General features: G+C 39.4%; 9 protein-coding genes. 5 read left to right on the top strand and 4 right to left on the bottom strand.

Going from position 1 to position 15,810, the window contains the following annotated elements; translation table 11 throughout:
• Nucleotides 1-12 precede the first annotated feature (12 nt).
• The gene (locus NLF99_RS14830) at nucleotides 13-408 is read right to left on the bottom strand and encodes a hypothetical protein (protein WP_214648437.1); all 396 of its coding nucleotides are present in this window, start codon (nucleotides 406-408) and stop codon (nucleotides 13-15) included.
• A 638-nt stretch (nucleotides 409-1,046) separates the two neighbouring features.
• Between NLF99_RS14830 and NLF99_RS14825 the strand changes: the two genes are divergently transcribed.
• The 4 genes from NLF99_RS14825 to NLF99_RS14810 are packed head-to-tail and all read left to right on the top strand — an operon-like array spanning nucleotide 1,047 to nucleotide 9,340.
• Nucleotides 1,047-4,031 (top strand): SusC/RagA family TonB-linked outer membrane protein, encoded by a 2,985-nt coding sequence (locus NLF99_RS14825; RefSeq protein WP_254529195.1) that lies wholly within the window; start codon nucleotides 1,047-1,049, stop codon nucleotides 4,029-4,031.
• A 10-nt stretch (nucleotides 4,032-4,041) separates the two neighbouring features.
• Nucleotides 4,042-5,448, top strand: coding sequence for a RagB/SusD family nutrient uptake outer membrane protein (locus tag NLF99_RS14820; protein WP_254529193.1), 1,407 nt, complete (start codon nucleotides 4,042-4,044; stop codon nucleotides 5,446-5,448).
• Between the two features lie 20 nt (nucleotides 5,449-5,468).
• On the top strand, nucleotides 5,469-7,451 hold the full coding sequence (locus NLF99_RS14815) for a S9 family peptidase (protein WP_254529191.1): 1,983 nt from the start codon (nucleotides 5,469-5,471) through the stop codon (nucleotides 7,449-7,451).
• Nucleotides 7,451-9,340: a CocE/NonD family hydrolase gene (locus NLF99_RS14810; RefSeq protein WP_254529189.1), complete on the top strand. Its 1,890-nt coding sequence runs from the start codon at nucleotides 7,451-7,453 to the stop codon at nucleotides 9,338-9,340. Before NLF99_RS14815 ends, NLF99_RS14810 begins: the two co-directional genes overlap by 1 nt.
• Nucleotides 9,341-9,361: 21 nt before the next feature.
• Here the strand turns inward: NLF99_RS14810 and NLF99_RS14805 are convergent, their stop codons facing one another.
• Nucleotides 9,362-9,703 (bottom strand): hypothetical protein, encoded by a 342-nt coding sequence (locus NLF99_RS14805; protein ID WP_254529188.1) that lies wholly within the window; start codon nucleotides 9,701-9,703, stop codon nucleotides 9,362-9,364.
• A 180-nt stretch (nucleotides 9,704-9,883) separates the two neighbouring features.
• Complete coding sequence (locus tag NLF99_RS14800) at nucleotides 9,884-10,975, bottom strand: helix-turn-helix domain-containing protein (protein WP_254529187.1); 1,092 nt, start codon at nucleotides 10,973-10,975, stop codon at nucleotides 9,884-9,886.
• Between the two features lie 178 nt (nucleotides 10,976-11,153).
• On the opposite strand from NLF99_RS14800, the gene NLF99_RS14795 reads away from it, so the two are divergent.
• Nucleotides 11,154-12,407: a YaiO family outer membrane beta-barrel protein gene (locus NLF99_RS14795; RefSeq protein WP_254529185.1), complete on the top strand. Its 1,254-nt coding sequence runs from the start codon at nucleotides 11,154-11,156 to the stop codon at nucleotides 12,405-12,407.
• Nucleotides 12,408-12,410: 3 nt separating this feature from the next.
• Here the strand turns inward: NLF99_RS14795 and NLF99_RS14790 are convergent, their stop codons facing one another.
• On the bottom strand, nucleotides 12,411-15,809 hold the full coding sequence (locus NLF99_RS14790; RefSeq protein WP_254529183.1) for a sulfatase-like hydrolase/transferase: 3,399 nt from the start codon (nucleotides 15,807-15,809) through the stop codon (nucleotides 12,411-12,413).
• Nucleotide 15,810 lies beyond the last annotated feature (1 nt).

The following is a 15,810-nucleotide window of genomic DNA, read 5'->3' as shown; positions in this document are numbered from 1 at the left end:
TAGGCGGAAAGATTAACAAGCCTTTGGCGGCTGCCAAATGGACGAGAGGTAAATGTGATTTATTAAAAATTCATTTTCAAAAGGAAAGGTCTTTTCCTTCTCGATATAAGCCTTGTCTATTACTTCAAGATTTATACTTGTTGGTGAAATAAATACAAAACTTAAGGTTGAACTATGAAGCATAAAAGGAAGCCTTTTATCCTGATCATAATCTTCGTCATGAGCGTGACCTTTGAAATGGTCTTCGTTGTAATGCAATACTAAGAAATCAGAAAAGCTGAGATCATAGCTTTTTTCTTTATGTTCAAAATAATGCTCTATTAGAATAGGTAATTTCAACAATTGACTTATTTCCGTTGTCGAAAAAACGTATAGAAATAGAAACAATATGGCGAACTGCTTTTTCATTAAATCAAATTTAAGAAACATTGTTTTTAATAATTGTAGGGTTCAATAATTTAAATCTGTTCAAAATAAGGCGATTAGGAATCCTCAGACCCTTTTCTGTAATCTTATCCTAATATTTATTGATCCTGTTCAGATTCTTTACCATTTATTGTTTATTTCATAGATAGCACAAAAATACCTAACAAGCTCTTATGCAGAAAATTAACTACCAATTATCAATAGCGAAATTATAAAAAAGTGTTTGCCTAAAAATTTATTTTTGAACTAAGAAAGATTTGATGATTTTATCATCAATTTTCAACAAGGAAAATCAGACGATCAGACCAATTTATTCACTTTGGAACAAGGATTGTCATATTTTACATAGTCTACATTCTTTATGGACTTTTAAATAAAATTGTTGAATCTTTAATTATTTGCCAATTAATTTCGTATTCTGTAAAAACATTGATAACAAATCAGGCATTGGTAACAAAGTAGTGACAACAATAATTCTAAATTGTAAAGCTGTTCCAATTAAATTAGTTTTACCGCCTGAGACCTTAACAAACCGAATTTAGCCGTAGCCTTTTTCTAGAAAATTTTCTAGTAATTATTACTTTTTTTAACCTAAAAACTAACCCTAATTAATCAATCTTATGAAGAAACATAAGCTGCTCTATGTGCTTTTCTTTTGGCTTAGTCTTGTTCAATTGACTTATGCCCAGACAACCATCTCAGGAAAGGTGGTTGATGAACTTTCAGGTTCAGCACTCTCGAATGTCAGTGTAAGGATTAAAGACACCCGAATTGGTGGTGTCTCTGACAACAATGGAAATTTCTCCATCAATGCCCCAAAACTTCCCGCTACCATCCTCTTTACAATGGTAGGATTTGAAGATCAAGAAGTCCAGGTCTCTGCTGCAAGCAACAACCTTGTCATCAAGATGCAGGAAAACATGAACAATACCTTGAATGAGGTCGTTGTTACCGGTTTGGCTTCCTCTATCAAAAGAAAAAACTTAGCAAATGCTGTTAGTTCGGTGAATGCCGCTGAACTGACTGGTGTGACTAAACCTCAAACGACCGATGCAGCTCTGTACGGTAAAGTAACGGGTGCAAACATCCGTTCTAACTCTGGAGCTCCAGGTGGTGGTATGTCCATACAGTTAAGAGGGCTTTCAAGCCTTGTTGGTGCCTCTCAACCTTTGATCATCTTAGATGGGGTCTATGTGAACAACTCTACCCAATCAACCGGTAGAGCAACTGTAAATGGCGCTGGTAACTCAACACAAGATGATGGTTCAAACCGCCTTGCCGACATTAACCCCGATGAAATCGAAAACATCGAAATCCTTAAAGGTCCTTCTGCCGCTGCGATTTACGGAACCCGTGCCAATGCTGGGGTAATCATTATTACCACCAAAAAAGGTAAAGAAGGCCGTACGAAAGTATCAATCTCGGAGGACTTTGGTCTAACAACTCCTCTTAAGCTTCTGGGCTATGATGATTGGTCCGAAGAAAAAATCAATTATTTCTATGGTGGTACCACCCAAAGCCAAACAAATCGTAGAAACCTTGAACTGGAAAGATTCCGCGAAGCTAAAGCAAACAATAGCTTTGTGAACTACGAAGATTACTTCTATGATCATCAGCGCTTTTCAAGCAACACTCGTTTAAATGTTTCCGGCGGTACAGAAAAAACAAAATTCTTTGTTGCCGGTGGTATCAATGATGAAAACGGATTGATTAAAAACACAGGATTCCAAAGGTATACCGTGCGTGCAAACATCGACCAAAAGATCACAAATGCCATCCAATTGTCTGTAAATTCTAGCTATATCCGCTCCAATACCGATCGCGGATTTACTGGTAACCAAAACAGGACCGGAGCAAGTATTGGCTATGCCATCGCTGCAACGCCAAATTACTACGACCTGAGACAACGTCCTGATGGTACTTACCCTGACAACCCATACTTTACTGAAAACCCTATTGCCCTAACGGATAAATCAACCAACAATTCCTTGGTAAACAGATCAATCAGTTCTTTCAACTTAGGCATAGATCTATTCAAAGGGGAAAGCAGTTATATGAAATTCGTGTTGAATGGTGGTCTAGACTATTTACAGAATACAACAAACATCCACCTGCCAGAAGATTTACAATACCAACGTAGTATTGCCAATCCTGGTGATATCATGAACGGCAAGCAAGAGAGTTTCAATACAAACTTACAGGCTGCCTTGGTTTACAACTTCAACCTGAAACGTGTGTACATGAACTCTCAGGTAGGTATGGTAAGATTGGATTTCAAAGATGACTTGCTATTTGTAAGAGGTCAAGGTTTGGCGCCGCTTCAGAAAAATGTTAAACAAGCTGCTGTTCAGACTATCTTCAACCAGTTCTTTATGAGAACTCAGGAAGCTGGTATCTTCTTACAACAGGAAGCAAACTTTGAAGATAAGATCATAGGTACCCTTGGTGTCCGTTTTGATAAGTCCTCTTTAAATGGCAATCCAAATAAATTATTTGCATTCCCTAAGGCATCCTTAGCGATGAACTTAACAAGTTTCGACTTCCTAAGAGACCACTTCATTTCTCAATTGAAACCAAGGATTGCCTACGGTGAGACTGCTGGTCCAGTAGCTTTTGGGGCAACCTATTCCTCTTTGGTTGGTGTGAACATTGGCGGTTTATTGGGTTCATCCCTTTCTACCATTGTAGGAAATGTGAACATCCTTCCTGAAACCGCTAAAGAATTGGAATTCGGTGTGGATGTCGGAATTTTGAAAAATAGACTTTCCTTGGAAGCGACCTATTACATCAAAAATACCGCAAACAACATCCAGCCATTGAACCTTTCACCTTCATCGGGATTTACTTCAACTTCCAGCAACCTTGCTGAACTGAGCAACAAAGGTATCGAGTTAAGCCTGTCCGGTACTCCATTCGAAAGGGAAAACTTTAAATGGAACAGTAGATTGATGTTCTGGAAAAACGATATTACCATTAGTAAACTGGGAATCCCTACCTATACCACTGGTGGATTCGGCGTTAGTTACGGAACATTCCTGATGAAAGAAGGCGAAAAGCTAGGAACTATCGTAGGAACTCCACAGATCAACCCAGGTGAATACACGGTTTGGGGCAACTCCCAACCGAAATTCAACATGAGTTTCAGCAACAACTTGACCATCTACAAAAACTTTGACTTCTCTTTCTTGTTTGATTGGAAAAAAGGTGGCTACAATGTCAACTTAACTAACCTAAACTTGGATGAAGGTGGTAACTCAAAAGATTGGTTCGGTGATAGAAACGGTGATGGTATCCCGAATGGTAAACAAAGAGAACCAGAACCATTCAACAATGCCGGTCGATTCGTAGAAGATGCTTCTTACATCAAATTAAGAGAGGTTGGTTTATACTATAGCATGCCATCTGAGGTTACCCAAAGACTGTTCAAAAACAAAGTACAACGCTTTAGAGCAGGTATCTCGGGCAACAACCTAGTAATGATAAGCAAATATTCGGGTTATGATCCTGAAACTTCAACATTTGGAAATGGCCTTGCCAACAATATCGATGTTGGTCCATACCCAAGTGCACGCAGATTTTTCTTAAACCTTAGCCTAGATTTTTAACCTTATTATCATGAAAACGACAACATTAAAAAATACGATATTCATGCTCTCGTCACTTTGTCTGCTTGCTTCTTGCAACCCATTTGACATTGAGTCCATGATAGATCCAAACAACCCATCGGTTGCTTCGGTCAACAACAATGCAACTCCTCAACAGATCCAATATTTGGTAACGGGCTTAGAATCCAGACACCGCGATTATGTTTCCAACGTAACGAATGGCTGGGCCAGCTTAGGTCGTGAAATCTGGTTATTGAACTCATCGGATACCCGCAACATGACCGAATGGTTAGGCCTTAACGACTACACCCTAAACTCCAATGTCTTCGGCTATGGAACAACCGGTGGTGGTTCTTATGCCTCTCCTTACGGTGCCATCAATCAGGCAAACCTGATTTTGGATGCCTTGGCCAATACCGACAAAATGAATGAAACAGAAAAAGCTGCTGTTTCAGGTTTTGCAAAAACCATTATGGGCTACCAATACATGATCCCTGCCAACTGGCTTTACCAAAATGGTATCCGCGTGGATGTTAAAGATGAATTGAACCCTGGCCCTTTTGTTTCCTATGATGAAGCCTTAACCTACATTAAAGGACAACTGGATGCAGGTTTCGAAGATCTAAAGAAGGCAGGCACTACTCTTCCTTTTAAATTAAGCACTGGATTTTCGGGCTACAACAACCCTGCGGGCTTAGCCAAGGTCAACCGCGCCATTTCTGCACGACTAGCAATCTATCGCAAAGATTGGCAGGGTGCATTGGATGCACTATCAGGTTCTTTCATCGCTGAAAACGGAAATCTAGAAGAAGGGCCTAAGCATACTTTCAGTAGCGGTGCTGACCTGAACAATCCTTTGTTCATGGCCTTAAATATCCCTAACCCAGGAAACCTTAGAGTTGTAAATCCTGGACTGATCGCCGATGCTACTCCTGGAGACAGCCGTGTTGCCAAGAAGTTCTTTAAACTAACTACTCCTTTCGTAGTTACCACTTCCACCGTGGCATTGACAGGTGAATACCAAGACAACCGCTATCCAACCAATACTTTGCCGGTAACTTTTATCAAAAACGAAGAATTGATCTTGATCAAAGCTGAAGCTCAAGCCCAATTAGGACAAACTACCAATGCCATTGCCAGTATCGATATTATCCGCGAGGCAGCTAACATTGGCAAATACACCGGTCCTACCGACAAAAACAGCCTGCTTAAGGAAATCCTATACCAACGTAGGTATTCCCTTTGGGCTGAACCTGCTGGCCACCGCTGGGTAGACGTAAGACGCTATACAGGACCAGGTCTATTATATGCCAATATGAGTGAAGCAATTGATGCGACTTATGATAAAGGAAAGGTATTTACCCAATTCCCACTACCACAAGCAGAAGTGAACTGGGACCTTTATAAAAATAAATAACATCAAAAAAGACAAATTATATGAAGTTAAAATATCTATTATTGATGGGAGCTGTATACATGGGCAGCTCCCTTCAAGCCCAACAAAAAATAACGGAAGAGACTAGTTTCTCTATGCCTTCCATTGCTGCGCAAGCATTATCTCCAAATGGTGAAAAATTAGCTTACGTACAAGCGAAAACCAATTTGGAAGCCAATAAAGTACAATCGGAATTAATTATTCTCGACATAAAATCAGGAAAAAAAGAAACTGTAGCGACTCAGGTCAGCGACCCACAATGGTCTCCTGATGGCAGTAAACTGGCCTTCCGTGGTAATATCAATGGACAATCCGGAATATTCTATATTACAAACAGTGACAACAGTCCAAAATTTGTTGCCCCCGTGTATTCCAGCAACCATTTCCTGGGCCACTCTGCAAAGAAGAATTACGCATGGAGCCCTGATGGAAAGTACATCGCATACGTGGGGGCAGACGCTGAAAAGGCTCAAGTCAAAATTGACCCTGCATCTCCTAAAGTAATCGAAAGGATCCTTTATAAATCCAGGACTTCTTTCTCCGATAATGTATTAACAAAAATCCACTTGGTGGATGTAGCAACAGGAACCGTAAAGGTATTGACGGATGATAAGTTTGATAGCCATTCTTTAACTTGGGCACCAGATTCTAAAAGAATTGCCTACGTATCAAATCATACCGATGATCCAGATAATAATTACAACAACGACCTGTTCATAGTCGACATTTCCAATTCCAAGGTGAAACAGATTACAAATACCATTGGTACTGAACATAACCCAAATTGGAGCCCAGATGGAAAATACATCCTCTATCCAGCTACGATCCGCCCCTTAAACACCAAAGACAGTTCCCCAGAAGACCTTAAGCTTTACCTATATCAGGTCGCAAATGGGGAGGTTACTTGCCTAACCACTGATTTGGATGAACGACTGAGTGGAGGTGAATGGATGGATGATAGCAAGCACTTTTACTTTGGATTCCCAAGACATGGAAAACGTGTCTTGTACAAAGGAAACATAGACGGTAAAACATTCACACCGATAATCGATAAAGAAGCTAGTGTTGGAGCTGTCAATGTTTCCAACAAGAGAATCTCCTTTACCATGTCAGATTTCAATTCAGCAAATGAAGTATATATATCTGATAATGAAGGTAAAACTATTACACAATTGACTAACGAATCTAGCAATTGGTTAAAAGACAAGGACCTTTCCAAAAAAGAAAGCTTCTGGTTCAAATCACATGATGGCGTCAATGTCCAAGGATTTATTGCCTATCCAGCTAACATTCCTCCATGCACAAAGGTCCCAGTTATCCAACGCATTCATGGTGGTCCACATGGGGCATTCGGTTATAGCTATACCGACATCGTAGAGGTGTTGACTGGAAAAGGATATGCTGTAGTCTTTATCAATCCAAGAGGTTCCACGGGCTATGGACAGAAATTTTCCGACGGTACTTACCAAGCCTGGGGTGGTGGAGATTATTTAGACCTGATGAAAGGATTAGATTATGCCCTTGAAAAACACCCTTTCTTGGATAAAAACAGAATGGGAGTTACAGGTGGTTCTTACGGTGGATTTATGACCAATTGGGTCGTTACTCAAACAGATCGATTCAAGGCTGCAGTAACCAGTGCTTCTGTCAGCAACCTCATTTCTTTCTACGGAACATCGATCTATCCGGATCTGATAGAAACTGAATTTAATGGCATGCCTTGGGACAATTACAGCCTTTTATGGCACTTCTCCCCAATGGCTCATATCAATAAAGTGAAAACCCCTACCCTAATTGTCCATGGAGAAAACGATATGGATGTTCCTATTACCCAAGCTGAAGAATTCTTCATCGGACTGAAAAAAGTGGGTATCCCTACTCGTTTCGTTCGTTACCCGAATGAAGGCCATGGAATGGCGCAGCCAAAAAATAGGCTTCACAACAATAAGGAGTTATTAGCTTGGTTTGACAAATACCTAAAATAATGGCTAGATCAATATTAACGAAATGGACAGTAAGTCTATTTCTCATGCTCGCTATCTTTTGCTCGCAATCTATTGCGCAAGCAATCAACCAAGATTCCATATACTTCCGCGAACACTATGACAAGAAGGAGTATATGGTCAGTATGCGCGACGGCGTCAAGTTATTTACTGTTGTATACAGTCCAAAGGACAAAAAAGAAAAATACCCTTTCTTGATGATGCGTACACCATATAGCTGCGCTCCTTATGGTGAAGATAATTACCCTGGCAGTCGCTTTGGACCTTCCATGGAGTTGGTTCGTGAAGGTTATATCTTCGTTCGTCAAGATGTCCGTGGAAGATTTATGTCTGAAGGAACATTTACTTGGATGGCTCCCAATCAATCAGATCCTAAAAAATGGGATGAAAGCATGGATACTTACGATAGCATCGATTGGCTTGTCAAAAACATCAAGGGCAATAATGGAAAAGTGGGTACTTACGGTGGCTCCTACCCTGGTTTTTATGTTGTAGCCGGTATGATCGATGCCCACCCTGCATTAAAGGCGGCTATGCCATCAGCACCAATGGCAGACCTATGGCAAGGTGACGACATGGTGCATAATGGCGCTTTTCTAATGCCGCACAACATCAATTTCATCAACAACTTTGGTGTTAAGAGACCAGTACCTCTGAAAAAATACCCTGCTGGAAACATGCAGTATGATACACCCGATGGATATGACTTCTGGCTACGCCAGGGTCCGCTTTCAAATCTGAACAAAAACTTTTTCAAAGGGGAAAACATCCATTGGGAGGAATACCGAAACCACCCAACTTACGATGAGTTTTGGAAATCCAGAAACGTACGCCCGCACTTAAAGAATATCACACCGGCAGTTATGACAGTGGGCGGATGGTTTGATGCGCAGGATATCCGTGGACCATTTTATGTGTACCAAGGTATCAAGAGTCATAGCCAAAACACTTCAAACCGCCTGATTTTAGGCCCTTGGTACCACGGCAGCTGGTCATCGCAAAAAGGAGACCGCTCTGCCAACATCTATTGGGACAGCAATACCGGTGAGTACTACCGTCAGGAACTGGAATTGAAATTCTATAATTATCACCTGAAAGGAAAGGGATCAATGGACCTTCCTCAGGTAATGGCTTTCAATACAGGTGCCAACAAATGGCATAATTTCGATCAATGGCCGCCAAAGGATTTACAGACAAAAAACCTATATTTTAATCCTAACGGCGAGCTAGCTGAACATGCTAAAACCGATAGGGATAACTTTGATGAATTTACCCACGACCCGAAAAAGCCAGTGCCTTTTACCCAAGAAATTACCACTAGATTCGGCAATGATTGGATGGTTGAGGACCAGAGGTTTGCTAGTAGAAGGCCGGATGTACTGGTTTACGTTTCGGAACCCCTTAAAGAAGACTTGACCATTGCTGGAAGTATAGGCGTACATTTAGTAGCTTCTACCTCGGGAACAGATGCAGATTTCATTGTCAAGGTCATCGACGTTTATCCAAACGATGCACCTGACCCTGCAGACAATCCTCAAAAAATCAAGATGGGTGGATACCAAATGTTATTGCGTGGTGATCCAATCCGTGCTAAGTTCAGAAACAGTTTAGAGAAACCTGAACCTATGGTTCCTAACCAACCAACCAAACTGAACTTTGATCTGACGGATGCCTTTCACACCTTCAAAAAGGGCCATCGTATCATGGTACAGGTTCAAGGATCATGGTTCCCCATGCTTGATATCAACCCTGGTAAGTTTATGGATCTATACAATGATTCCAAAGAATCTGATTACCAGAAAAATACCCAAAGAATTTACAGGTCTAATACCGAGAAATCATTTATTAGCCTCCAGGTTTATCAACCGTAATAAAGATTCTATTTAATTGAACTAAACATTAGAGCAGAAGAAGTAATTTTCCTCTGCTCTTTCTTTTATCCCCTTTAATGCTCTTTGCATATAAAACTGAATTTCCAACCCATCCAAATCTTCCTCCAAGCCATTCGCTTCTAGGCACAGTTTCGTTCCCAAAATATTTTCTTTCAGCCGATAGGTATAATCTATGTTTTTTTCGACATCCCAATGAATTATACAGCTTTCCTTATCGTCCACTATCAATTCCTTAAATATCTCAAATCCCCTTTCCCAAACCTCTATATGATCATAACGGATCAACAATTCTTGAATTAATTCTAGATCTGCATAGATAGCGATTTCTTGATAATACTTCATAAACTAATTCTTTATCCTTAAAATGAAAATGTTCAAGGCCTAAATTAGTCGATCAATAAGCTGAAAATGTCTTGACTTATAGATCAGAACAACAAATCAGCTTAACTACTTAAATCATTAGTATTCTAACACTTACGTGTTCAAGTTTATAGATTGGCACCACATAACAGGGGCATATCCTTATTTTCGAGAGTTTCTGAACTCAGTTGGAGTCAGTCCGGTTATATTTTTGAAAACGGTATTAAAGGCTGTCTTGGAATTAAAGCCTGAAGCATAGCCAATTGAAATCATGTTATAGGGTATCATGGTCTCATCAACCAATAGTTCTTTCGCTTTATCTACCCGAAACCGATTGATATATTGAAAGAAATTCATTCCAAATCCAGAATTAATAATGTATGACAATTGATGTACAGTAATCCCTAAGCGATTTGCCAATTTCAATAAATTGAGTTCACTATCTAAAAACAATTCCTCTTGTATCATCAATTGACTTAACTCCTCTTTGTAATGGATCAAATCTTCATCTGACAATAATTTAATTTTATGCTCAGATTGCTCCCCATCTACCTCATCAGCAATATCCAATGTTTTGTCAACATCTATTCCTTTAGGGTAAATTTCTCCCTGACGCATGGAATAAAATGCAACTAAATAGAGCACGCCCATGAAAAATAAATTGATGATGATATTTAGGTTAGTTTCAGGGAATACTAGGTTATAGATTAAAATCAGGACCGAAGAAATGATGCAGCAGTAAATAATGTACTTTATCCATCTCAGATCAATATTCATGGTATTCGAAGAAAAGGACTGTATAACTTTCTGATGTTTTCGCACTTTGAGGTAGGCCAAGACTGTACACAACAAGGCTTGAATAAAAAACAACAACAGCAATATCGGTTTGTAGAATCCTTGGGGATTTCCCTTTCCAAGGATAAGGATGGACAGAAAAGCTATTGGTAATAGAAATAACAAACTATCTTTCGCTTTCCAATTATACTGAGGGTTTGTATAATAATATACACTTATCAGGAAGCTCAAGGGAACAAAAAACTGAACAGTACGAAACAGAATATAAGCAGAATAATTAGTGAATTGATTATCCGGAAAGATCAATTCATCCAACCAGAATGTAGACCATAGTAACACAAAAAAGCCAAACCATAGGTTAGCTTTTCGATTTACCCGGATGGCATTACTAAAATTCAGAAAGGCTAACAGAAACATTCCGCCCACAAGAGCTCCTTTTATGATCAATTCTAGGTTCATCCTTTAATCATTAATTTGATGGTTAATTTATACCCTAAAGAAAAATAAAACAAACCAAACCCCAAAACTTATTGTTATGTTCACAATTTGAGATAATTTTTTTATCCAAAAATCTATTTGTTTAGACATAAATCCACTTAAAGAGGTTACCTTTGTTCTCTATCGAGTCAATCTACTTATGAATTTAAAAACGCAACTATTAACTATTCTAGTCTTTGTTTTGAGTTTTGGAACACAAGAGCTATGTGCTCAAGAAAGCAATTTGAATTCGGATGAATTGTTCCAAGCGGCTCGAAAGGAAGCATTTGACAACAAAAACTATCCCGCTGCAGTAAATCTAGCAAAAACAGCCTTAGCTAAAAGTCCAGATTATACAGATATCTCCGTGTTCCTGGGCAGGTTATATACTTGGATGGATAAAATCGACTCCGCTCGAATCGTATTCAAGGAACTTGAAATTAAAGAAGCAAAGGATCCAGATTTCTATTTCGCTTATGGTTCACTTGAATACTGGGAAGATAATTATCCAGAAGCTCTCCGAATTGTAGACAAGGGATTGACCCATGACCATAAATCCATGGATCTTCTTTTGTTAAAATCCAAAATCGCAAATGGCACTAAAGATTTTAAAACGGCAAAAGCAACTTTAGATGAAATCTTAGAAATTGACCCAAAAAATGCTGATGCCAGAACCTTGGAAATTGCCATCAAAGAACAGGTAGGAATCAATGAGGTTGGTGTCACCTACAATTGGATGTATTTTGACAAGCAATTTGAAGACAACTGGCATATCGTAGGTTTAAGCTATAAAAGAGGCACAGCAATCGGATCATTTATTTTCAGGGCGAACCTAGCAAACAAATTCGGAAGCAATGGAACTCAATTTGAACTGGAAGCCTACCCGCGACTTTCCAAAATGTTCTATATGTACCTTGGTACGGGATTCTCTAATAGTACAGGCTTATTCCCAAAATTCAGGACCGCAGCCTCTCTATACGCCAACTTACCAGCTAGTTTTGAAGCTGAGGTCGGTTTCAGACAATTGAAATTCACCGATAATGTTTGGATGTATACCGCATCTATTGGTAAATACTATAAAAACTTTTGGTTCAATGCCAGAACTTACCTTACCCCTAGTGAAAACAATATCTCCCAATCCTATGCCGGAACAGTTAGATATTATACCAAGGGTTCTGATGATTATCTAGGCTTTATCGTTGGAACAGGTATCAGTCCTGACCAAAACAGAGAAAATTTGCTATTTGACAATCTGTACAAATTGAAAACCTTTAAAACAGGTTTAGACTACAACTTCAGTGTAAAATCCAAAAATATTTTCAATATCTCCGGCACTTATTATAATGTGGAGTATAAACCAAAAACCAGGGATAATCAACTTGATTTCACGGTTGGCTATAGAAGAAGGTTCTAAAATTTAATTCTTAAAATAAGATCTAAAAGCACTGTCAGGCAATAGCTTCATTTTTGAAGTAAATTGCCTGTTCATTTTTTTGAAGGTATCAAATCTTTGGTTCAGCTCCTCGGCACCCGATTTATTATCTATCCCATCTTCACTGAGGTCCTTATTTAATTTGTAAAGAGTCCCTGAGTTCAAATGCAGGTCCGCAGAAACAAAATCAATCAATTGCGATTTACTTTGCATCATTGGAATCCCGAGCCCTTTCTTGTTAGCTCCGATATCCAATCCCTGTCCTACCCAAGCAACCTGACCTGGAACCTCCAACTGATAATTATTTTTGTAAAATGCCAAAATGCTTGGAGCAAGGTCAAAATGACTGACCACATTCTGAAACTTACGTTTAGTTTTCAATAAAGGAGAGTACACAATCAAAGGAACATGATAGCGATCTATCTTACTTTGCAGAGGTATCTCTGGCATACTATGGTCTCCGGTGATAATAAAGATCGTATTCTTGTAATCACTTCGCTGCTGGTAGGAACGGAAGAAATCCCTTAAAGCCTCGTCCGCATTCAGCACCGAAATCAATTGCTTCCTATTTTCCAAAGCAAAATTCTTTTGTATACTGTTCAGCTTAATCGTCTTCAGCCTTTGATCAAACATGGAAGCAAACTTTGCCTCATTATTGATCAGGAATGGGTTATGGGTCGATAAAGTCAGGGCAATATGGAAATGCGGAGCATTATTCTCCTGATTTGCCAATCTTAATTGTTCTAATACCGCCTGATCTTCATAACCCCAACTTTCCCCATTGCTGCTCGGCAGTTTATTATACCCCTCCGGAAAGGAGCTGACATCGACTAACTCATCAATAGCGTTTGCCTTCAGGTATTTGCTCATATAGTCAAACTCAGCATCTCCACCGTAGAAAAATGCTGTGGAAAAGCCATTTTTCTTCAAGATATTGATCAGGTTAAAATGTTCCGGATAATCCTTTAATTCTAGGAAGCCCGAATTTCCAAATGGCAGGGAACCTAAAATCGTCGGAAGCACAGAGAAAGTTCTTCCCGATGTGCTTAGATTATTTTCCCATACCAAAGAGCTATCCTTTAAGGAGTTCAAGAATGGCGTAAAATCACCGATATATCCATTTGGATTACTATAAGCATTGCCCAATCCCTCTACGATAATTAAAACAAGATTAGGAACAGAATTACTCCTGTCGAAAAATGTTCCGAGCAGGTCTTGGGTTTGATCTTCTCGCATAAATGGATAGTCCCCAGAAACTTGAGCATAACTAGCAGATGATGTATTCAAGCCTAATCCTTCTTCAATATCTTCAATGAGCATCTTGGCATTGCTTTCCATGAAAAACCCAAGCTTGCTTTTCTCTGCAGTTTCCAAAAACTCATTTTTTGTGGCGCTTTTCACATCTCCACCCATGGAAAGATATCCAAAAGCTAAAATCGCCAAGCCAAGAAAAACTGCCGACAATTTCCCTGAGCCTTTAAATCGGTTACTCGTTTTATGGAACACAAAATATAATCCAACTAAACCGACAATTAAAATCAAAATATTAACCCAATTCAATACCCCACTGGCAAGCAGTATATTCTTCAGCTCATCCGCAGAATAAAAAAACAGGTCGGTCCCCAATAAATTTCTCGATTCTGCAAAATAAAAGGCCAATACCAGTTGAGAGATCAAAATTAAACTCGCCAAAACATGAAGGGCAACTCTGGAAAACTGACGATTAAAGATTGCTAAGACTGCGTAGATCACGAAAAAGAGCACCAGAATCACAAACCCTATCAATACGTTATTCAGCAACAAGACAAAAAACGAACTCATGCCATTGAATTGCTGGATATTATGACTATAGATAAAGTATTCCAATATGCTAAAAATCGAAATTAGGATCATAAATACACTTGCGACCGAGCTAAACTCCCGGAACAAGGACTTAATAATACGGACAACCTTTTCCTTAAAAGTTTCATGAACTTGATCCGAGAAGCCTTGTCTTTTCATTTCACCCCAAGTATGCCCTTTCTTGAAATAATCAATCATTCCCCTAATACCTGCCATCGTGACTATGGGATGAAAATAAAAAGGTTCTATTATGGCCGTCAGGATCAACTTGGTCAAATCCTTCCGCTTGGTATAAACTTGGTAACTCACTAAGTCCACCGAAATCGCATATACGGAATAGAGTATACTAGAAAATAAGACTAAGGCAAATAGGACAAAGAAGAAAGTCCAGTTCAAGAAGCCCATAAATAAGAATATCCAGAAAATAACATACCCCGAAAACTCAACCAAGGGTCCAAGAAACTCAAAGAAAAACCAATATGGCAAACTGAGCATTCCCATCTTGCCGTACTTCGGATTGAACATCATTTTCCTATGTTTCCACAGGGTCTCCATCGTTCCACGCATCCAACGATTCCGTTGTTTCTTTAACACTGACTTATCCTCGGGAACTTCGGTCCAACATAATGGATCTGGAATGGTAATAACCTGATGAGGCAATTTATGCTCTTTCATATACCTACGCATTCTCACCACCAACTCCATATCCTCACCCACCGTCTTTGGATCATATCCACCACAGGCCAGTACAATCTCCTTGTCAAAAGCGCCAAATGCACCTGAAATCAAGATTAATCCACTGGCTCTTGACCAGGCCATACGCCCCAATACAAACGCCCGGATATATTCCAATGCCTGACTCCGGCCTAACCAGCTTTTTGGTAAATTAACTTCAACAACCTTACCCTTCTCTATCTTACAGTTATTTGCTAAACGGATGGTCCCACCACATGCAATCAAGCGCTTGTCTGTCTGCTCCATAAAAGGCTTCGCCAATCTCAAAATGGCATCCTGCTCTATGATACAGTCCACATCGATGCAGACAATATAGTCAGCCTTCGAAATATTGATCCCAACATTCAATGCATCGGCCTTCCCCCCATTCACCTTATCCACTACAATCAATTTCTTAAAAGCAGGGTTCTTACTTTTGTAAACCTGCTTTACTTCTTTGGTGGCTATATTCCCAGGAATGATATAAGAAACTTTTTCTAATTGATAGGCCTCGATCAATCGTTCCATTGAATCATCCTTAGAACCATCATTGACGATGATAATCTCCAATTTATGGTAATATATGGAAAGCAGTGAGCGGACATTCTCCACCACCGTCATTCCTTCGTTATAGGCAGGTGCAATCAAACTGAAACTTGGCGCGTTCGGATTGGAGGCTATAATGGAATAATCCGTAAAGATATTGCCATGCTTATAACGCAGGACAGCACCATAGGAAAATAGAGCTATCCAGGTATAAACACTAAAAATTCCAATGGAATAAAGTAAAAATAACCAAACTATGATTACATAAATAATCTCAGCCATA

Origin of the sequence: Sphingobacterium sp. LZ11T8 (genome assembly GCF_024261425.1) — a bacterium.
Classification (GTDB): Bacteria; Bacteroidota; Bacteroidia; order Sphingobacteriales; family Sphingobacteriaceae; genus Sphingobacterium.
The sequence above is the reverse complement of the archived record's forward strand: the minus strand, read 5'-3'. Positions and strand labels throughout refer to the sequence as shown.